At 37.9% G+C, this 20,101-nt stretch carries 19 protein-coding genes; 11 read left to right on the top strand and 8 right to left on the bottom strand.

From position 1 onward, the window contains the following. Nucleotide 1: 1 nt before the first annotated feature. Both bcsQ and bcsR read right to left on the bottom strand, forming a co-directional pair. Complete coding sequence (gene bcsQ, locus CXF76_RS16445) at nt 2-718, bottom strand: cellulose biosynthesis protein BcsQ (RefSeq protein WP_007581344.1); 717 nt, start codon at nt 716-718, stop codon at nt 2-4. Nucleotides 719-738: 20 nt separating this feature from the next. Then, nucleotides 739-927: a BcsR/BcsP family cellulose biosynthesis protein gene (gene bcsR, locus CXF76_RS16440; RefSeq protein WP_007581346.1), complete on the bottom strand. Its 189-nt coding sequence runs from the start codon at nt 925-927 to the stop codon at nt 739-741. A gap of 114 nt (nt 928-1,041) precedes the next feature. On the opposite strand from bcsR, the gene bcsE reads away from it, so the two are divergent. The 3 genes from bcsE to tyrR all read left to right on the top strand — a co-directional run bounded on the left by bcsE (nt 1,042) and on the right by tyrR (nt 6,164). Then, nucleotides 1,042-2,664: a cellulose biosynthesis protein BcsE gene (bcsE, locus tag CXF76_RS16435; protein ID WP_024589431.1), complete on the top strand. Its 1,623-nt coding sequence runs from the start codon at nt 1,042-1,044 to the stop codon at nt 2,662-2,664. 169 nt (nt 2,665-2,833) lie between these two features. Beyond that, nucleotides 2,834-4,414, top strand: a complete 1,581-nt coding sequence (gene bcsG / locus CXF76_RS16430) for a cellulose biosynthesis protein BcsG (RefSeq protein WP_024607285.1) — start codon at nt 2,834-2,836, stop codon at nt 4,412-4,414. 193 nt (nt 4,415-4,607) lie between these two features. Next, nucleotides 4,608-6,164: a transcriptional regulator TyrR gene (gene tyrR / locus CXF76_RS16425; RefSeq protein ID WP_101164151.1), complete on the top strand. Its 1,557-nt coding sequence runs from the start codon at nt 4,608-4,610 to the stop codon at nt 6,162-6,164. A gap of 28 nt (nt 6,165-6,192) precedes the next feature. On the opposite strand, the gene CXF76_RS16420 is transcribed toward tyrR, so the two are convergent. Next, nucleotides 6,193-6,687, bottom strand: coding sequence for a hypothetical protein (locus CXF76_RS16420; protein ID WP_024589429.1), 495 nt, complete (start codon nt 6,685-6,687; stop codon nt 6,193-6,195). A 105-nt stretch (nt 6,688-6,792) separates the two neighbouring features. On the opposite strand from CXF76_RS16420, the gene CXF76_RS16415 reads away from it, so the two are divergent. Continuing rightward, on the top strand, nt 6,793-7,326 hold the full coding sequence (locus tag CXF76_RS16415; protein ID WP_002958217.1) for a thioesterase family protein: 534 nt from the start codon (nt 6,793-6,795) through the stop codon (nt 7,324-7,326). Nucleotides 7,327-7,407: 81 nt separating this feature from the next. Here CXF76_RS16415 and CXF76_RS16410 read toward each other — a convergent pair whose 3' ends face one another. Continuing rightward, nucleotides 7,408-8,061: an OmpW/AlkL family protein gene (locus tag CXF76_RS16410; RefSeq protein ID WP_002958218.1), complete on the bottom strand. Its 654-nt coding sequence runs from the start codon at nt 8,059-8,061 to the stop codon at nt 7,408-7,410. A 263-nt stretch (nt 8,062-8,324) separates the two neighbouring features. On the opposite strand from CXF76_RS16410, the gene dapE reads away from it, so the two are divergent. Continuing rightward, nucleotides 8,325-9,509, top strand: coding sequence for a succinyl-diaminopimelate desuccinylase (gene dapE, locus CXF76_RS16405; protein ID WP_024589428.1), 1,185 nt, complete (start codon nt 8,325-8,327; stop codon nt 9,507-9,509). Between the two features lie 69 nt (nt 9,510-9,578). On the opposite strand, the gene CXF76_RS16400 is transcribed toward dapE, so the two are convergent. Continuing rightward, the gene (locus CXF76_RS16400) at nt 9,579-11,285 is read right to left on the bottom strand and encodes a GNAT family N-acyltransferase (protein WP_024589427.1); all 1,707 of its coding nucleotides are present in this window, start codon (nt 11,283-11,285) and stop codon (nt 9,579-9,581) included. Between the two features lie 129 nt (nt 11,286-11,414). On the opposite strand from CXF76_RS16400, the gene CXF76_RS16395 reads away from it, so the two are divergent. Then, a complete protein-coding gene (locus tag CXF76_RS16395) occupies nt 11,415-12,335 on the top strand; it encodes a 2-hydroxyacid dehydrogenase (protein ID WP_024589426.1) in 921 nt (306 codons plus the stop codon). A 97-nt stretch (nt 12,336-12,432) separates the two neighbouring features. Then, on the top strand, nt 12,433-12,579 hold the full coding sequence (locus CXF76_RS20730; protein ID WP_007581365.1) for a hypothetical protein: 147 nt from the start codon (nt 12,433-12,435) through the stop codon (nt 12,577-12,579). A 179-nt stretch (nt 12,580-12,758) separates the two neighbouring features. On the opposite strand, the gene CXF76_RS16385 is transcribed toward CXF76_RS20730, so the two are convergent. Together CXF76_RS16385 and CXF76_RS16380 are read right to left on the bottom strand one after the other, a co-directional pair. After that, the gene (locus CXF76_RS16385; protein ID WP_002958222.1) at nt 12,759-13,004 is read right to left on the bottom strand and encodes a hypothetical protein; all 246 of its coding nucleotides are present in this window, start codon (nt 13,002-13,004) and stop codon (nt 12,759-12,761) included. Nucleotides 13,005-13,110: 106 nt separating this feature from the next. After that, nucleotides 13,111-13,554 (bottom strand): hypothetical protein, encoded by a 444-nt coding sequence (locus CXF76_RS16380; RefSeq protein ID WP_024589425.1) that lies wholly within the window; start codon nt 13,552-13,554, stop codon nt 13,111-13,113. A gap of 113 nt (nt 13,555-13,667) precedes the next feature. On the opposite strand from CXF76_RS16380, the gene CXF76_RS16375 reads away from it, so the two are divergent. Further along, on the top strand, nt 13,668-14,051 hold the full coding sequence (locus CXF76_RS16375; RefSeq protein WP_002958224.1) for a response regulator: 384 nt from the start codon (nt 13,668-13,670) through the stop codon (nt 14,049-14,051). Nucleotides 14,052-14,126: 75 nt separating this feature from the next. Here the strand turns inward: CXF76_RS16375 and rpsT are convergent, their stop codons facing one another. Further along, complete coding sequence (gene rpsT, locus CXF76_RS16370) at nt 14,127-14,387, bottom strand: 30S ribosomal protein S20 (protein WP_002958225.1); 261 nt, start codon at nt 14,385-14,387, stop codon at nt 14,127-14,129. Nucleotides 14,388-14,682: 295 nt separating this feature from the next. On the opposite strand from rpsT, the gene murJ reads away from it, so the two are divergent. From murJ to ileS, 3 genes are all read left to right on the top strand, one after another. Further along, nucleotides 14,683-16,221 (top strand): murein biosynthesis integral membrane protein MurJ, encoded by a 1,539-nt coding sequence (murJ, locus tag CXF76_RS16365; protein WP_033012718.1) that lies wholly within the window; start codon nt 14,683-14,685, stop codon nt 16,219-16,221. 84 nt (nt 16,222-16,305) lie between these two features. Continuing rightward, nucleotides 16,306-17,256: a bifunctional riboflavin kinase/FAD synthetase gene (gene ribF, locus CXF76_RS16360; RefSeq protein ID WP_024607280.1), complete on the top strand. Its 951-nt coding sequence runs from the start codon at nt 16,306-16,308 to the stop codon at nt 17,254-17,256. A 5-nt stretch (nt 17,257-17,261) separates the two neighbouring features. Then, nucleotides 17,262-20,090: an isoleucine--tRNA ligase gene (gene ileS, locus CXF76_RS16355; RefSeq protein WP_101164150.1), complete on the top strand. Its 2,829-nt coding sequence runs from the start codon at nt 17,262-17,264 to the stop codon at nt 20,088-20,090. Nucleotides 20,091-20,101 lie beyond the last annotated feature (11 nt).

Here is a 20,101-nt window from a genome sequence, read left to right as displayed (position 1 = left end):
TTTATAAGGCCGCTTTACTAACTAGCCAACCAGCTAATGTTTCAAAGTCATCGTTTGCGACACTATATGGCGCGCAGTTAAGTGCTACATTTCTGTATGCGGTTGACTCTTTAATAACTTCGTCACTATTAATAAAAAATGGAGCCATAAGCGGAAGTGTCGATTGCCATAGGGAAAATAAGTCAAATTCTAGCGTTGATGCAGAGTTATAGCGGTTAACTAAAAAGTAATGTTTCCAATTGGTATCTGAATTTTTAAGTTTTTGCAGGCGTCTGTAAATTAAGCTGTGACAAATAGCGTCGCAATTAACTAGTTCAATTACAATATCGTCTTTCTCTAATGGGTAGTGAGAAAGGTTAATATGTGAAGGGCAGTCAAAAAGTATCCAGGCTTCGTTGTTATAATTTAGGTTTTTGCATTTATTAACCATTTTAGTGATGTTATCGGTGCTAGTGTCGTCGTTATCGCCAAATGGTAAAAATATAATGCCATCGTTATCTTGGTGAAAATGCGTAAGTGCATCTTCAAAGCGCACTTCATTACTCCAGCCTTTGGTGTATTTCCACGGTAAACCAAAATGTAAACCTAAGTCACTTTTTGCATCTAAATCGATAGCAACAACGTCAACGTCAGACTTTTTTAGCACGCATGCAAGATTGGCAACTACAGAAGTGCTGCCTAAACCGCCTTTGATACCTTTAATGAAAACTCTTTGCAACGGGGTTACCTATCCTTAGTTTAACTAGTGTATGTGTTTAGTTCGTTGTTTATCTCTTTAAGCAATGCGTATTTATTAATTGTATTATTATTTTGCTGCTTGTTTACAATTTCTATGTAGTCATCACTCTTTCCACCAAAACGCAGTGTAAGGTTTTCTATATCACTCGATGTTAACGTTTGTGAGTTTTTAGATGTTAAGTTGTTCATCTTTACCTTTACAGTTACTTTAATTATTTTGATTAAAAGTGGACAATATTTGGCTATTATATATAGAATAACGGTTAAAACTAGTAAAAAAGTATTTTTTATAGGGCATTTTAAGTGCATAACTTTAACATAACGGGATTAGAGCCTGCTGCAAAAGAGTTAAAATCGGCTTCAAGTTATGCTGTTTTAGCCCCTTTAGATAATTTTGCAATCGAATTAGCGTTACATTCAATTAACCAAAGTTTAGCTAATGATATATATATAGTTTCTCAAGAGGCTGAATCATTTTTTGATTCTTCTTTTTCTGCATCGTTAAATTATGCTTATGAACATAATCGAGTACATCCTTTTTCGTTGGCCCCAGAAACACAACACTATTCAATTGAGCGAATCAATTCAGGTATTATAAAAGAGATAAGTGCTTATAAACGTCTAAACGAAGCGCTCATTTTTGTCCATTTTAATACAACACAGTTAAACAGCGCTGGCGAAAAAAGCTTGAAACTGATGATGAATGAGTACAACGATTTTGTTCGTCGTACCGGAGCTACATTACTATTTTTAATATCTGGGCCTGATATTGCTAACTACCGTTTTTTAGTTAGACGATTAAATAATGTATTTGATGGGCTGGTTTTTGTTGATAATGATTCTGCAATGCGAGTTCTTGAATATGATTATTGGCGCCATAGCACGGGTGTTATTGCTGGTGAACATTACCCGTTATTATTAAGTAATAATCAGTTTGTTGTTCAAAAGGGAATAATAAGCGAGAGCAAAGCACCTAAAAGTTCAGACTTTTCCGATGAAGACGATGTTTGGCTTGTGCAAAGTGCGGTGCCCGAAGGTACTAAATTACCAATGCACTATAAAAGTGTAAAAGATAATAATGACTTATTTAATAAAGGACCAAAGGTAGAAGCAGCCACCTTAATTTTTGCAGTAACGCGCTACACTGATTTAGCGTTATTAGGTAAGCAGTGTTTTGAACTTAGAAAAAACTGTGGGCGCTGGTTAAAGCTTGTTATTCAAAATGTTGATGGTGTTATTCGCCATCAAGATGAATGTTTATTTTTAACATTGGGTGTAAACCTTATTCTATATAGCTTTTCAGAGCCTTCTCGGTTGCTCTCACAAATTCAATCTATTCAAGGTTTTCAGTTTTCTAGGCCTTTACCTCCCTCAGTTGAGGACGTATTGAAATACACTGAAAACACTTTTTCGAAAGGATATTTACCTTTCATTGAGTTTACAAAACAAGTAGAAATTCATAGTGACTCAGCCGTTAATTTAGGTGTGAGTGGTGTGCTAGTAAAGCTTGAATTACTGCCACGAATCGACCCAATACACCCTTTGCATTTATTTCATATTAAACGCGAAGGTGATGTATTTAGTATTGCAGATAATACAGTTTATTTATATTTGCATGCTTGTAGAGAGAATGACGTTGATAATGCGATTAAGCATTTGTTTAAATTAAAAACAAGCGATTTTTTTGTACAGCAAAATGTAATTTCTGATCACTTTTACATTCAACAAGAATGTAAACAATTAAGGCGTTTTTATAAAGGTAAGAGTGTTGTAGATTTCTCGCAAAAACTTGCCGAGAATGATAGCTATAAATTTGCACCTGATATAGCAAACAGCGTTACTGAAAATATTAACACACCTGAATTTTCTAGCAAAAGCCGCCCAGATGCTAAGCCTTTTATAATGAAATTAAGAGATAACTTATGAGTATGAATCAGCTTTTAATTACCGTGTTTCTTGCAATGGTGCTTGGCGCGGTGCTTTGTATGCTAGGCAAATACATTTTATCTCAAATAACAAAATATTATTATAAGCTTACTTTTAAACATGAAGTACTAGAGCCTTATACACCAAATACAGTAAAAAAGGATAAGAAGTGAAATTATCAGGTTTAGGGGTTTGGAACCTTTATTTTTTAGTTAAGTTTGCTCTGTTTTATTATGGTGCAATTGATTTTAACGTATTAACTAATGCGGCTTTTGCTGCATTGCTTGCGATTAAATTTAAACAGCCATTAATAGAGAAGGCAAAACATATAGTAGGTGCTGTGTTTGCTGTGGTATTACTTTACCAAGACTCATGGTTGCCACCAATAAACAGGTTGACTAAACAAGCGGGTAACGTTCAAGATTTTAGTTTTGGTTACTTTATTGAGTTATTAACCCGTGTTATTAACATTGATATGTTATTGGCTTTGTTCGTAATTAGTGTGTGTTTTTGGTATACATCGCAATGGATACGCTTTACAACAGTCACTATCGTTGGGCTGTTAGTTGTAGGATGGCAAGGGGGTAACTCTCAATCACAATTTGTTAATAATGTGGCTAACCCTGAGCCGGTTACACAGAGTCAAAGTAATCCTCAAACACAAGTGATCACTCAGGCAGCACAATCTCCTGATCAAAAATTAGCTGATTTTTATCAACAACAAAGCTTATTAATGAGTCACTTTCCGAACCAAGTAAATGGTGAACTGTTTGATGTAATTATTTTGAACATATGCTCAATGGCTGTTGCTGATTTAAATGCCATTGGTGTAAGTGTTACTGATATGTATAAAGACTTTGATGTGGTGTTTTCAGACTTTAACTCGGCTACGTCATACAGTGGACCCGCTGCGGTAAGACTGCTGCGCGCTAGTTGTGGGCAAACTAGTCAAACAGCATTATTTAAAGAGGCACCTGAACAATGCCACTTGTTTAAAAACCTTGAGAAACTAGGTTATCAAAATAATGTTGTGATGAATCACGACGGACATTTTGATGAGTTTAAAGGTTTAATAAATAAGTACGGTGGCCTAGATAGCACGCCATTTAATATCGATTCAATGCCAGTGGCGCTTCGAGGTTTTGATAATAGCCCTATTTACTCAGATGAAGCTGTGCTGGATGGTTGGTTAGAGCAAGCTGATGATTGTAAGCCGTGTGCAATGTATTACAACACCACAAGTTTACATGACGGTAATCAGCTAGAGAATCAACCAAGGGTGAATAGTAAAGAGACATACCCAATCAGACATAAAAACTTGTTTGCTGATATTAACCAATTTGTAAAAAAATTAGAAAAGCGTGGTCGCAACGTTATGTTAATGATAGTGCCTGAACACGGCGCTAATTTAAAAGGTGATAAAGTACAGTTTGCAGGATTACGTGAAATCCCTAGTCCAGCAATTGTGTCGGTACCTGTAGCAATTAAATTTATAGGTCCTGATGTACAAAACTACTCGCAAATTGTGGTTGATGATTCAACAAGTTACTTTGCGCTTTCAGAGCTGGTAAGTAAGGCACTGCAAACTGATGTGTTTGGTGGGAATAATAGTGTTGCTAATTTACTTGAAAACCTACCTAAAGCACCTAAAGTTGCTGAAAATGAAGGCACAATAATGATGTATGTTAACCAACGACCATTCATACAATTAGATGGTGGTGATTGGTCAGCTTACCCACAAGGTAAGTAGTCTCATAATAAGATTTAATAAACAGCACTGGTATAGTTAAATATAGATATCAGTGCTGTTTTTCTTCGTTTAATTACATCCCACCCTTTGGCTCTAAAAGCTATTTTGTCCAAAAATGTTTACAATAAGCTACCTTCTCAAAGCGACTTAGCGTATTATTCGGCTAATATAGTTTTTCCTTCTTTGAGGATGTATGCGTCTAGATATTCACTGTGCTGATCGAATTGGTATTGCTCAAGAAATCCTTAATATATTAGTTAACTACAGCGTTGATTTGAAAGGAATTGAAGTCGATTCTGTAAATTGTCGTATGTACGTTAGTTTTCCCGAAATAGAATTTGAACAATTCCAAAAAATTATGCCATCGATACGTTTAATCGACGGTGTACATGATGTGCGTACCACTGCATTTTTACCATCTGAGCGTGAACACAACGAATTAAATACTTTACTACGTGCATTGCCTGATGGGGTTATCTCTATTGATGCCAAAGGTTGGGTACGTTTATGTAACGATGCAGCATGTAAAGACTTACAGCTAATTGAAAAAGACGTGATTGGTGCAAATATTAATAACCTGCTTAAAGGTTTTAACTTTACACGCTGGTTAGAAGGTAAAGAAGTACTCGGACAAACCACTCGCGTTGAAGTGGCTGGTGAGGATTTTATTGCAGACATTTTGCCAATTGCAGTGCCTCAAGGTAGTGAAGGTGATGTGCTTGCTGGTGCGGTTATTAACATTAAATCGCAAAGTCGGTTAGGGCAGCAAGTCAGTGCATTTAGACGTTACGGGCAAGAAAGCTTCGCTACTATTCACAACTTTAGTACGGCAATGCGCCGAGTTGTGCGCGAAGCACGCAAAATGGCGCAACTAGAAGCCCCTATTTTGATTACTGGTGAAACAGGAACAGGTAAAGAGTTATTAGCTAGAGCGTGCCATTACGCATCTAATCGTTCTGTTAAACCTTTTATTGCACTGTCGTGTGCTTCACTTCCTGATGATGTTGCTGAGTCTGAGTTATTTGGTTATGCCGGGTACGAAGAAAATGCAGCGCCAAAGCGCGGTGTATTAGAGCAAGCCGATGGTGGAACTGTATTTTTAGATGAAGTTGGCGAAATGTCGACTCAACTACAAACTAAGTTACTGCGTTTTTTACAAGATGGTACGTTTAGAAAAGTAGGCGATGAGAACGAAGTTAAAGTAAATGTACGTATTATTGCCGCTACTCAAAAAGACTTACCTGCAATGGTACAAGAAGGGGTTTTTAGAGAAGACTTATATTACCGTATAAACGTGCTTACTTTAGAAATAGCACCACTAAGAGATAGAAAAGCAGATGTAGGACCACTTGCAGAGCATTTTATTCAAAAATATGCGCAACAAAATGGTCATGCAATTCCTGTTTTATCACAAGAGTGTTTGAGCTTTTTACAAGAGTATCCGTGGCCAGGAAATGTTCGTCAGCTGGAAAATGCAATTTACCGTGCAGTGTCGTTACTAGATGATAGCGAGCTTCGCGTAGAGCATTTACAGTTACCAACTTTTACCCATGATTTAGGGTATTTAGAGTCTGATTTTGAAGGCTCACTAGATCAAGCTGTTAAACGTTTTGAAGCGACCTTACTTCGCAAACTCTACCCAGCTTATCCAAGCTCACGTCAGTTAGCTAAGCGATTGGGCCTAAGTCACACCGCGGTAGCTAATAAGTTACGTGATTACGGTATTAACCGAAAAACAGTAAAAGTGTAATTGACATAAATAAATTAAAATATGGGGACTAATTTTTAGTGCCCATATTTTTTGTTACCCCGTCAATTGCAATTGTCTCGATACCTTCTTCGTTAAAGTTCATTACAATGCTGGCGTTATTACGAGTGAAAAAATAGCTACGGCCATTAAGTTCAATAACATAATCGCCTTTTACGGGGTCGCTAAATTGCTGCTTTTTTAAAGTGACCTTATGTTCGCCAATTTGCCATTCAAACTCTTCAATAAATCCATTATTAAATTCTTGCACCCATATTTGGCTGTCATCCTTTGAAAGCGTGATAGCTACCGAGTAAGAGCTAGGGATCTGCTCCATATTGTAACTTTTAGAGCCAATAGTGAATTTTTCAGCTTTTTGCTGCCATTCAAAACCAAATTTAAATTCTTTAACTACACCAGTAGGGTAAGTAACAGAGCCTTTACCCGGTAATGAAAAATCGGCAAAAGCATTATAACTAGGCGCTAATAGAGTTAGCGCAGTAATAATTTTTAGTTTTGACTTCATGAGTTATCTTTTTATTGTAATAGTGATTTAAGATTAAAGTAGAATATTCGTCTTCGCAAGGGGCTATGCTACACTCGAATAAATTTAACTGGTAAGACCTTTTTTGTGAACTTATATATTCGACTTTTATTATTGTTTTTTAAAATTAAACGTAACAAGCAATATCAAAATTTACTTGATACGGTAGATATTGATTACAAAGCTTTACCTACTGATTGTGACATTAATTTACATTTAACAAACTCACGTTACCTCGCGATGATGGATTTATCTCGAACTTGGATGACTGAGCGCGTTGGCTTGCTTAAACAAATAATGAAGCGTCGCTGGTTTCCGATTGTTAACGCAACTGCTATTACTTATATTCGTGATATTAAGCCTATGCAGCGATATACAATAAGTACTAAGCTAGTTGGATGGGATCATAAATACTTTTATATTGAGCAAAAGTTTCACTCAGAACGAGGCTTACATGCTATTGCTTATGTACGCGGTGTATTTAAAAGTAAAAAAGGTATTATAAGTATTGAAGAAATGCTTGAAGTGGCTGGTTTTGATGGCCAAACACCTATATTGCCAAGTGAAGTTATGCACTGGAAAGAAATGCTAGAGCAGAAAAAGTTAAGTAACCTGCCCTAATCTCTACAAATGAAAAAAAAGGCCTTTCGGCCTTTTAACACACATTGTAATTGGGTAACTACGTACTACTTTATATATGCTTTAAAAGCTGTATCTAACACCGAACATAGCAACAACGGGGTCAAGCTCAACAGTTGATGTAAGTGCTTTTGCACCATTAGCATAAACAGTGGCATCGGTATCAATATCCATAATTGATACCATGGCGTGTAGACCCCAGTTTGCATCAATTTTATAGTTAGCACCTACCTGAGCCATAAAGCCAAACGAATCATCTAATTTTACTTCTACATCGTCTGTTCCTAGCGTCGCTTTAAGTGCTTGAGAAGGTTGCTCATCAAAAAATGCAGTGTAGTTTATGCCTACGCCTATAAAAGGTCTTAGCGCATAACTTGTGTCTAAAAAGTGGTATTGCGCAACTAAAGAAGGAGGAAGCTGTTTTATATCTGCAATTTTGTTGCCTGCTAAGCCGCCTGCGCCATTTACATCGTGTGAAAAAGGTGTTGCTGCTATTAGTTCTAACACCCATTGATCGTTAAATGCATAATCTACAGTGATACCTAGTTGAGTATCTGAATCACCTTTAAGGCCCAGCGTAGGTGCTTCATTAATTGCTGAGCTACTATTATCAGGGTTTACGTTAATAGCGCCAACATTTACGCTAAAGTTAGCGTGTGCAGCTGGAGAGAGTGCTAATAAAGAGGTTAATAATGCGATGCTAATTTGAGTTTTCATGTTGTTCTCCAAGAACTACTGTTTGATTGGCGCTATTATTACCGAGCAATAAAAATGAAAACTTGTTCTAGATCAAAGTTTAAAAAACATTTTAACCTTGTGGAATGCTTTATTGATTTAGATTAAATTTAGCGTCGTTCTGCTTTTGAAAAGATTGACATATTTATTTCATCAACAGTCATATGAATGTATTAAGGCTGACATCGCTTAGTCATAAACTCACGTTTTAATAAAGGCACATTAAATAATAAAGTGTGTTTAACATGTTTTTAGAAGCATTCGAAAAAAAATCAAAAACAACGGATATTCAAAAAGAAGTTGTAGAGCACTTACAAACACTAATTCGCTTTGAATCAGTAACCCCTAACCAAGCGGGTGCAATTGATTGGCTTGCAGATAAATTGGTGGATTTAGGGTTAAGTTGCGAGCAATTTACTATAAATGGTGTAACCAATTTAATTGCCTGCATAAAATTCAAAGATGGCCCATGTGTTGCTTTTTCAGGGCACATTGATGTAGTACCAGCAACAAGTAGCGGTTGGTTAAGTCCTCCTTTTGAAGGGCGAGTGCGCAATGATGCAATATACGGTAGAGGGGCGGCCGATATGAAAGGGGGTGTTGCCGCCATGCTTAGCGCCACAAAACAGTTAATTAATAGTGAATCCGCTAAAGCAGGGACACTTTACTGGCTTATCACGTCAGATGAAGAGGGAGAAGCTGAATTTGGTTCTCAAGAAATAGTTAATAAGCTTGCCAAGCAAGGTGTTGTATTAGATGGCTGTATTGTAGGGGAGCCATCAAGTGTGGCACAAGTTGGCGATACGGTTAAGAATGGCCGTCGTGGTGCGCTTTCAGCTCGGATTTTAGTTACTGGTAAGGCAGGTCATGTAGCTTATCCTCAAAACACAGTCAATGCTGCTCATATTGCTGCAAAAATAGTAAATAGCTTGAGTGATCAGATCTGGTTACTCGATGTGGCTAGCTCAAAAACCACACTGCAAGTGACTGGAATTAACATAAATAATGTGGTCGATAATTTAGTGCCAAGTCATTGTGAGATTACATTTAATGTACGTTATAGCCACGGTTACAGTAGCGCAGCAGTTAAAACGCAATTAATGAATACCCTAAACAAGTTTGCTGAGCATTTTACAATTGAGTGGGAACGCCCATGCGAGCCTTATTATACAAGCCATAATACGGGTTGGAGTTTACTTACTCATATTGAGCAGGCTATTTACAAAAACACTTCAAGTTACCCATTACTAAGTACAAATGGAGGGACATCAGATGGACGGTTTTTTGCCAGCCCCCATACTCAAGTTATTGAATGTGGTGTGCGAAACAATACGATTCATCAAGCTAATGAACACGTATCTATTAGTGATTTACTTAAAATTGAAGCTATTTATACAACTTTACTAGAGCAGATATTTATAAATAATTAAATATAAATCGAGTACTTTATAAATATAAATCGAGTACTTTATAAATATAAAGCACTCTCTTATTATTGGTTATTCTAAATAACGTTTGGCTTTGTTTTCTTTTACATTTTCAAGATCGACCAATACCAATCCATCAATACAATTATTAAAATCGGGATCAATACTAAAGCTTAAAAATTGCACGCCACCTGGTTTACAAAGTTCAGTGTATTGTTTAAATAAAGTAGGGACTTGAGCCCCCATATTAGCTAACACATGCTTTAACTCTACAAAATCTTCTTTTACGTCATTGCCGCAAAAAAGAGTATTGCACTGGGTTAGCTGTTGCTCAGTTAATTTAAATTCATTATTAGGCGTAGCTAATTCAATACCACTTTTATAGTAATGCTGATAGTAATAAACGAGCATGGCTTTTGCTTGCTCGGGTAGAGCATTTGATACACTTACAGCACCAAACAAGTATCTGTACTGTGGATAGCTTTTTATAAAAGCGCCAATGCCATACCATAAATAGTCGAGGCTCTTACGTCCCCAATATTTAGGCTGTACAAAGCTTCTACCAAGCTCAATTCCTTGTTTTAGATAGGGCGTCATAGCGTCGGTATAAGAAAATAAGCTATCAGTATACAAACCTTCGCGGCCATGTTTTTGTATTATCTGTTGTGCACAGGCTAATCGATAAGCACCTACCAGCTCTAGCTGCATTGGGTCCCACAGTACAAGGTGTTGGTAATCCATATCGTATTTATCTATATCACGACGCTTACCACTACCTTCACCAACTGCTCTAAATGCTATTTCTCTCAGGCGCCCTAACTCTCTAAAAATAGGTGAGCTACCTGCATATTGGTATAGATGAATATGCATACCGTCTTGCGTTTTACCAAGTAGTTGGCATTGCTCAATTGCTTTTTTTAGCTCTTTTCTGCACTCGGGAACAGCGATAGGTGTTTGTGTTTTTAGCGGCAGTGCTTTTTTTGTTGTAAGCCTATAAAGCTGTTTACGGATGAGGTTTACAACTTCTTTATCTTTAAGATTTTCTATTAAGTAAGATTCAGGAGGGATAGAGGCGCCAATCTCAAACTCTAAAGATTTTTGGCGCTGCTTAAACATTTCGGCCACTAATAGTAAACTTGCCAAAGGTTTATAAATCATTGATGTGCCATAAAAAAGTGGACTGTTTTTGGCTTTAATATAAATAGGTAAAATAGGGCAGTTAGCTTTTTTTGCCATACGTAAAAAGCCACTATTCCATTTGCAGTCTTTAATACCTGTTGGCCCTAATCGCGATACTTCTCCTGCCGGAAATATAAGTAATGCGCCTTCATCCTTTAAATGGTTTTGTATATTACTAAGCTCTTGTTTCTTACTCATGCCTGATAAGTTATCTACGGGGAGTAAAAGTGAGTGCATTGGAGTAACCGACATCAACATGCGGTTTGCCACTACTTTTAAATCCTGTCTTACAGTTGAAAGTACTTTAATCAGTGCTAAAGCATCTAATGAACCAATAGGGTGGTTAGCAACGATAACAAGTTTACCCTCATTAGGAATATGTTCTATCTGCTTAGGTTTATAGCGCGTATCAAAATTGAGTTCATCGAGCACTTGTTCAACAAATTCTAATCCTTGTAGGTGAGGGTAGGCATCACCAAAAGCAACAAACTCTTGTTCATGTAATAAGTAGCCTAGGCCTTTTTTTACTAAACCTTTTACTTTTGGAGAGTTCTCTAGTTGTGGTAAGTTTGCAGCAATTACTTTATCAACACTTATCATATTAACCTCATATTCCGTTTGGCCTATTCGCCATACATGTAAGATTAAAAAAAGGGTGTGACAGTTACTTTGCAGTAGTGTGACTTTTTAAAGTGCTAACTTATAAACTGTGTATTGTTAGGAGAATTTATGTCGGTATTGGTTGCTATAACTGGGCGTGACAACACAAAACTAATAACGAAGTTACAAGAGCGATTACCAAATACGCTGATAGAGCAATGGCCTGATTGTAAAAACGCACATGATGTGGATTTTGTACTTGCGTGGAAAGCGCCAGAATCTATGTGGCCACAGCTACCTAACTTAAAGGCTGTGTCGTCATTTGGTGCTGGCGTAGACAGTATCGATTTAACATTACTCGACGAAAGTGTTGAAGTAGTACGTATTGTTGACATGCAACTAGCTGAAGATATGGCGGAATATGTACTGACACATGTGTTAGCTCAAAAGTTACGTTTAAAAGAGTATTACATTAAGCAAACACAGCAAACATGGAAGCCAAAGCGGGCGCATAGTAATAAACATGTCGGCATACTTGGGTATGGTGAATTAGGTAAAGCATGCGCGCAAAAGCTTATAAATAATGGCTTTAAGGTAAGTGCCTGGGCGCAAAGTAATAAAAGCGCGGCTAATGTCGAAATTTTTTATGGCGAGGAAGGCCTCAATAGTATGCTTTCTGATGTTGACTATCTTGTATGTCTATTACCCCTTACGCAAGCAACGACAGGCATTATTAATCACTCAATGCTCGCAAAGCTACCTAAACATGCTGTTGTTATTAATGTGGCTCGCGGTGCTCATGTTGTTGAGCAAGACTTACTAAGTGCATTAAATAACGATAGCTTACGCGCAGCTACACTCGACGTATTTGATCAAGAACCTTTAGCGTCGAATCACCCTTACTGGGGAAACCCCAAAATAACGCTTACACCACATTGCGCGGCGATTTCTGATTTAAATAGTGTTCTAGAGCAAATAGCCGATAATATTGAATGCTTGAATAAGGGGTTAGTACTTAATAATCCAATAGATAGAACTAAAGGTTATTAGCTGATAGCTAATTAGTTTAAAAAACAGCTTGTTAACATTTGTAATTTTCATTAGTGTAAAAGGTATTCTCACTAATAAAAAATACAAAGAGGGTGTTATGAAATCGAGTCAAAGTGGCGTTAAATTAAGCCTAGTTATTGTTTCAATTATTATACTTGGTGTTTCAGCTTGGTTTAATCAGGCTAATGCAGAGGATACTCCTTCTAAAATACAAACCCAAAGCGAGTTAACAATAGCGGACTAGCCTACTTACTATGTATTCCTCTTTTTAGCAGTACACAAGCATTATTTTCACAGTAGTGCTTGTGTGCCCCTGAAGCTCTAATTTTCATCTTGATTGAAAGTGCTTTTTAATATTTTTAAATTCTTAACAAAAAAAAAGCCCAGCAATGCTGGGCTATTAAATATTCTAGGGAAAAGTTGTTAACTTTGGGTTACATTAAATTGCCCAAATGTATAAACTTTAAACAAGTAAAAAGTATTGATCAACACTAAACTCATATTTGAAATAACACTCGACGACATAAGATCTAAGCTAAATGATAAGAATAATAAACCACACGCACTAATGGCGGCAACGCGCAGCAGTGTTATCTGGTTAATAAAGAATGCACCTAAACCTAGTGCAAGTAGTGTAGTATTTAAAAGCCAATCTAGCTCGTTTAGCATGGTCGTTTCAATAGTTCAGTTGTTGAAAAAAGGAGCGCCATTATGTTGATCTTTTGCGCACCTTTCAACCAAGTAATTTTAAATTTTCAGATTAGTTTTTTTAATGCTAAAAGTAGCTACCGATTGCTGAAAATAAACCATTATCAGCAATTACTTGATACTTTTGGCAGCTCTGCGGTTTTTGTAAGTCACTGCATAAATAAAGGGACTCACGGCTAGAATCATAGGTGGGGTGTAGGTTTGAATCAATTAAAGTAGCCCCCTTGCCAAAGAATCCGGGCCAGTAAACACTCTCACTTACCATCCCTAATTTTTTATAGGTGAGTAAGGTAGGTTTTGGAAAAGCTAAAATTATTACAGCAACGACAGCGAGTGATATAAAAAGTCCTTTTTTTTGCGTTTTTTTTTGGCTTATATCATTCTTTGCACTGGAATTTAACTCGCCAGGTGAAGGGCGCTGAGTAGAACGCTGAGGTTTTCTTTTTTGCGCTGTTTTTTTTCTTGCCGGTGCTTTACCTAGCAACGATTGTTTATTTGGGGTTTTAGACATAAAGCAAATCTGGCCTTTTTTCCGTAGGTCTCTATAATTAAATGAGTAAATTTATATACTAAGCTAATTATTATGATAACTTAAAGTTAGCTTATAGCCTACGAGGAATAAAGATGAATACGCAGCTATCAATTTTAATTGTAGATGACGTTAGCACAGTGCGTAGTTTTTTGAGCCAAACGCTCATGCACTTAGGGATAGATAACGTAAAGGAAGCATCTACTGCCTCACAATGTATTAGTGAGTGCCAAGCTGCAAATTATAATATCATTTTTTTAGACATTGAATTGCCAGACGGTGATGGTAAAGATTTGATTGCACAAATCAATGAATTAAGCCCAGAGACAAATGTGGTTATGGTATCTGCACATTCAGGTATTGAGAATGTTAAGGATGCAATTGATAAAGGCGCTAAAGGGTTTGTAGTAAAGCCATTTACACCTAAAAAAATAGCGGCAATGCTTAAGAAGTTTTATCCAGATTTAGAAAATGTCTAATAAAGTAAGTACATTTAAAATTTAAACAAAAAAAAACCGGCAAAAGCCGGTTTTTTATATTCTATCAAAAACAAATTATAGAGCTTTAATCTTAGCTGCTATACGGCTCTTATGACGAGCTGCTTTGTTTTTGTGAATTAGACCCTTAGTTGCGTAACGGTCTAGGATAGGTGTAGCAACAGAAAAAGCTTGCTGTGCAGCTTCTTTATCGCCCGCTTCAATAGCAACAATTACTTTTTTGAAGTAAGTGCGCATCATTGAACGACGGCTTGCGTTGTGCTGACGGTTTTTTTCGCTTGTGATAGCGCGTTTTTTTGCAGACTTGATGTTAGCCAAGGTTTGCTCCTAACAATCTTAAAATAAAGCTTAAATTAAAGGCCGTGGAATATGCCTGTTTCTATCATGGATGTCAATTTAAATTTAACAATCCAAGAAAAACTGCACCATATAACGAGCATCAATTTGCCGCTTTAGCAGTTAATACCGACATTGTAACAAAGCACAGACCCCCAGCCTAGTGCTTTAAAGCGATTTATAAAAAAGACTGTGGCATAATCGCCTATCTTGAGGATTTTTGAGTAGGTTTAAGGTGTCAAAAGGTTTATTTCGCTCCGGTATGATTGTTAGTTGTATGACTATGATATCGCGTATTTTAGGGCTCGTTCGAGATGCAGTCGTTGCCAATTTATTAGGCGCAAGTGCGGCGGCTGATGTTTTTTTATTTGCTAACCGTATTCCTAATTTTTTACGTCGTTTATTTGCAGAAGGTGCCTTCGCACAAGCATTTGTACCCGTGCTGAGTGAAATTAAAGAACAGCAAGGCGACGACAAGGTCAGACTTTTTGTTGCACAAGCAGCAGGCACATTAGGAACCATTTTACTGATTGTCACTATTATAGGTGTTGTCGCTTCACCCGTTATTGCAGCATTGTTTGGCACCGGTTGGTTTATAGATTGGTGGCAGGGCGGACCCAATGCCGAAAAGTTTGAACTTGCAAGTTCATTACTTAAATTTACATTCCCTTATTTGTTTTTTGTAAGCTTAGTTGCGCTTAGTGGTGCGGTAATGAACGTGTATAACCGTTTTGCTGTTGCTGCATTTACACCTGTTTTACTCAATGTTTCTATTATTACGTGTGCAATTTTTTTACATGATAAATTTAGTGTCGGGGCTTATTCTCTCGCAATTGGCGTATTTATTGGTGGCGTTGTGCAGTTATTGTTTCAACTTCCATTTTTATACCGTGCAAAAATGTTGGCGCGTCCACGCTGGGCATGGCAAGACGAAAACGTAAAAAAAGTACGTAAACTTATGCTTCCTGCTTTGTTTGGTGTATCTATTAGCCAAATTAATTTGTTGCTTGATACCATGATTGCTTCATTACTGATGACAGGCTCGATTGCATGGCTTTATTATTCAGACCGTTTAATTGAATTTCCATTGGGCTTATTTGGTATTGGTATTGCGACAGTTATTTTACCGGCGCTCTCTAGGTTACATAGCAGTAAAAAAAGTAGTGACTTTCAGCATACTCTCGACTGGGGGGTGCGTTTTGTTATATTTTTAGGCCTACCAGCAATGATAGGTCTAATGATCATCAGCCCGCTTATTATCACCGTATTGTTCGACCATGGTGCGTTCAAAGAAGACAGTGTTGATCATGTTAAAGCAGTAAGTTTAGGCGTAGTCGCATATTCAGTAGGGCTTGTAAGCTTTATGCTGATTAAAGTACTTGCTCCTGGCTTTTATGCTCGTCAAGACACAAAAACGCCGGTGCGTATTGGTATTATTACCTTAGTGTTGAATATGGTATTTAATATTATGCTGGCTCCTTTTATTGGTTATTTAGGATTAGCACTCGCTACTTCGCTATCGGCTAGTTGTAATGCGTTTTTACTATACAGACAGCTTAAAAAAGAAAATGTGTATCAGTTTTCATCAATGAGTATGCGCTTTACACTTAAATGTGTTGTTGCAAGTATGGTTATGGGAGCTGTTACATGGTTTGTGAGCAGTTACTATTACTGGGCTACATGGGCTTTTACACAGCAGGTAGTCTTATTAATAGCACTCGTGGCTTTGGCCGGTATTAGTTACTTTGCAATGCTATTTTTGATGGGCGTTAGACTAAATACGATAAAAAGTGTAGCAATTACTGAATCAAACTAAAAAAAAGATTATAATCGGCAACTCTGCGGCTTTAATTAATTTTTAGTCGTAATTAATAGCTCGCTAAACAAGGCATTAGGTGGCATGGAGTTAATTAGAGGTATACACAATATTCGCCCACACCACTTTGGTTGTGTGTTAACTATTGGTAATTTTGACGGTGTTCATTTAGGCCACGCAGAAGTACTAAAAGGCTTACTTACTGATGCTAAAGCGCATAGTTTGTCTAGCACTGTAATGCTATTTGAGCCCCAGCCACAAGAATTTTTTGCTAAAAACAATGCCCCAGCACGGCTAACGCGCTTACGAGATAAGCTACGTTTGCTTAGTGATTTAGGTATTGAGCGAGTTATTTGCATTAGCTTTAATCAGCAATTTGCAAACATGCATGCTGAGCAATTTGTTAATGATATTTTGATTAAAAAGTTAGGTGTTAAAGCTCTCACTGTTGGCGATGATTTTAAGTTTGGAAAGCAGCGCCAAGGTAACTTTGACTTACTTGCTAGCATGGGCAAGCAAGCGGGCATGGACGTAAAAAGCACCGCGAGTTTTCGTCAATTAAATGCTAGAGTAAGCAGCACTTTAATACGAGATGCTTTGGCATCTGGTGACTTAGCAAGTGCTAAAACAATGCTTGGTCACGATTATGCTATTTCTGGGCGTGTTATACACGGCTGGAAAAGAGGACGTGAACTCGGTTTTAGAACGGCAAATATTGCCCTAAAACGCCAAGTGTGTCCTGTCAACGGGGTGTTTGCAGTGCAAGCAACGATTGCAGGAAAACAGATTTTTGGAGTTGCAAATGTAGGCAATAAGCCGACATTTAATGGAACTCGTGCATTATTAGAAGTTCATCTTTTTGATTTTGCACAGGATATTTACGGACAATTTATGCATGTGGAGTTAATAAAAAAACTTCGCAACGAAAAAAAATTCGAGACATTAACACAATTAACGGCGCAAATAGCAACTGATGTTGCTGCCGCTAAGCAGTGTTTTGGTTTAAATCAGGTAGCCGATAGAGACGGAATGTAGGATAAATGAGCGACTATAAACATACTTTGAACTTACCGGAAACACCGTTTCCAATGCGTGGCAATTTGGCACAACGTGAACCAAAAATGCTTAAAGCATGGTATGAAGACGACCTGTACGGTCAAATTCGCAGCGCTAAGAAAGGTAAAAAGACCTTTATTTTGCATGACGGCCCTCCGTATGCAAATGGCGACATCCATTTAGGCCACTCAGTTAATAAAATATTAAAAGACATTATTGTTAAGTCTAAAACATTATCTGACTTTGATTCACCATTAGTCCCAGGTTGGGATTGTCATGGTTTACCAATCGAGTTAATGGTTGAGAAAAAAGTAGGCAAGCCGGGCGTAAAAGTAACCGCGAGCGAGTTTCGTGAAAAATGCCGTGCATACGCTAAAAAACAAGTTGAAGGTCAAAAAGTTGATTTTAAACGTTTAGGCGTATTTGCAGATTGGGATAAGCCTTACTTAACAATGAACTTTGACTTTGAAGCGAATGCAATTCGTGTACTTGGTCGTATTATTGAAAAAGGTCATTTGCATAAAGGTGCTAAGCCTGTTCATTGGTGTACAGACTGTGGTTCTGCATTAGCAGAGGCTGAAGTTGAATATCAAGATAAGCAATCTCCTGCTATTGATGTACGTTTTACATTTGTTGATCAAGATGCTGTTGTTAGTGCATTTGATTTGGCTGATGGTCATAAAGGTGAAGGCAGTGTTGGTACTGTTATTTGGACAACCACACCGTGGACGCTTCCAGCAAACCGCGCAGTAGCTGTGCATGCCGATTTAGAATATGCATTGGTGCAGGTTGAAGATGAAGGCGTACAACAACGTCTAATTTTAGGCTCTGAGCTTGTTAAAGATGCAATGGACCGCTTTGGTTTTAATCACTTCCACGTATTAGGTTATGTAAAAGGTGCTGCACTTGAAAACTTACAAGTAGCCCATCCTTTTTATGATTTTAATGTACCCGTGATTGTTGCAGAACACGTAACGACTGACTCAGGTACCGGTGTTGTACATACAGCACCAGGGCATGGTCAAGAAGATTTCGTGGCTGGTTTAAATTACAACCTTGAAGTAGCTAACCCTGTTGGCGCTAATGGCGTTTATTTACCAGATACTGAACTTTTTGCAGGTCAGCATGTATTTAAAGCAAATGCGAGCGTAATTGAAGTATTAAAAGAGCACGGTGCATTAATGCATCATCATGCTATAACTCATAGTTACCCACATTGTTGGCGCCATAAAACACCGATTATTTTCCGTGCTACACCACAATGGTTTGTAAGTATGGATCAGGCTAACTTGCGTGAAGATTCTTTAAAAGAAATTAAAAACACGCAGTGGTTGCCAGAGTGGGGCGAAAGCCGTATTTCGAACATGGTTGAAAGCCGCCCAGATTGGTGTATATCTCGCCAACGTACTTGGGGTGTGCCAATTGCATTGTTTGCTGATAAAGATACCGGTGCACTTCATCCAAATACTCAAGAGCTAATTGAGCAAGCTGCACAGCTAGTTGAAAAGTCTGGTATTCAGGCATGGTACGATTTAGACCCTGCTACATTACTTGGTGAAGAAGATGCCAAGCAATACATGAAAGTACAAGATACGCTTGATGTATGGTTTGACTCAGGTGTTTCACATGCATGTGTTGTAGACGCACGTGAAGACCTAGTTGGTCCAGCTGATTTATACCTTGAAGGTTCTGATCAACACCGTGGTTGGTTTATGTCATCAATGATGACATCAGTGGCTATTAATGGTCATGCGCCATACCGCCAAGTATTGACTCATGGTTTTACTGTTGATGAAAACGGTCGCAAAATGTCTAAGTCGCTAGGCAATGTTATTTCTCCACAAAATGTGATGAATAAACTAGGTGCCGACATTCTTCGTTTATGGGTTGCCTCTACCGATTACACGGCAGAAATGACTGTGTCGGATGAAATATTTAAACGCTCTGCCGATCGCTACCGCCGTATTCGTAACACTAGCCGTTACTTGCTTGCTAATCTAAATGGTTTTGATCCAAAAACAGATCAAGTTGCTGTTGATGATATGGTTGAGCTTGATAAGTGGATTGTTGGTCGTGCTGCTCAGTTGCAAGACGAAATTTTAGCCGCATACGATAGCTACCAAATGCTATTAGTAACGCAAAAGCTAATGAACTTCTGTACGGGTGAGCTTGGTTCGTTCTATTTAGACGTCATTAAAGATCGTCAGTACACAGCTAAGAGTGACAGCCATGCACGTCGTTCTTGTCAAACAGCGCTTTATCATATTGCAGAAGCAATGACGCGTTGGATGGCACCTATTATGAGTTTTACCGCACAAGAAATTTGGGAAGCTTTACCGGGTGAGCGTAGTGACTACGTATTTACATCTGTTTGGTATGATGGCTTACAAGCGCCAACAAATAGCCAATTTAGTAACGATGACTGGTTAGAAATTCTAACAGTACGCGACGAAGTAAACCGCTTATTAGAAGCTGCACGTAAAGAAGAAGTCATTGGTGCAACACTTCAAGCAACGGTTAATTTATTTACAGGTAAAGAGCTTGCCGCTAAATTAAATGCGCTTGGTGATGAACTGCGTTTTGTATTATTAACATCGGCCGTAAATGTTTCTGAAGTTGATAGTCAGCCAGCTGATACACAAGCTACCGAAATTGAAGGTTTATTCATTAGTGTTGCTGCAACAGATGCTGCTAAATGTGAGCGTTGTTGGCATTACAGTGAAGATGTAGGTGTTAACCCTGCTCATCCTGAAATTTGTGGTCGTTGTGTAAGTAATGTTGACGGCGAAGGCGAAAAGCGTCAATTCGCTTAGGAGTTATTCTT

Origin of the sequence: Pseudoalteromonas sp. 78C3 (genome assembly GCF_002836695.1) — a bacterium.
Lineage (GTDB): Bacteria > Pseudomonadota > Gammaproteobacteria > Enterobacterales > Alteromonadaceae > Pseudoalteromonas > Pseudoalteromonas arctica.
This window is presented reverse-complemented; position numbering and strand designations above follow the sequence as displayed.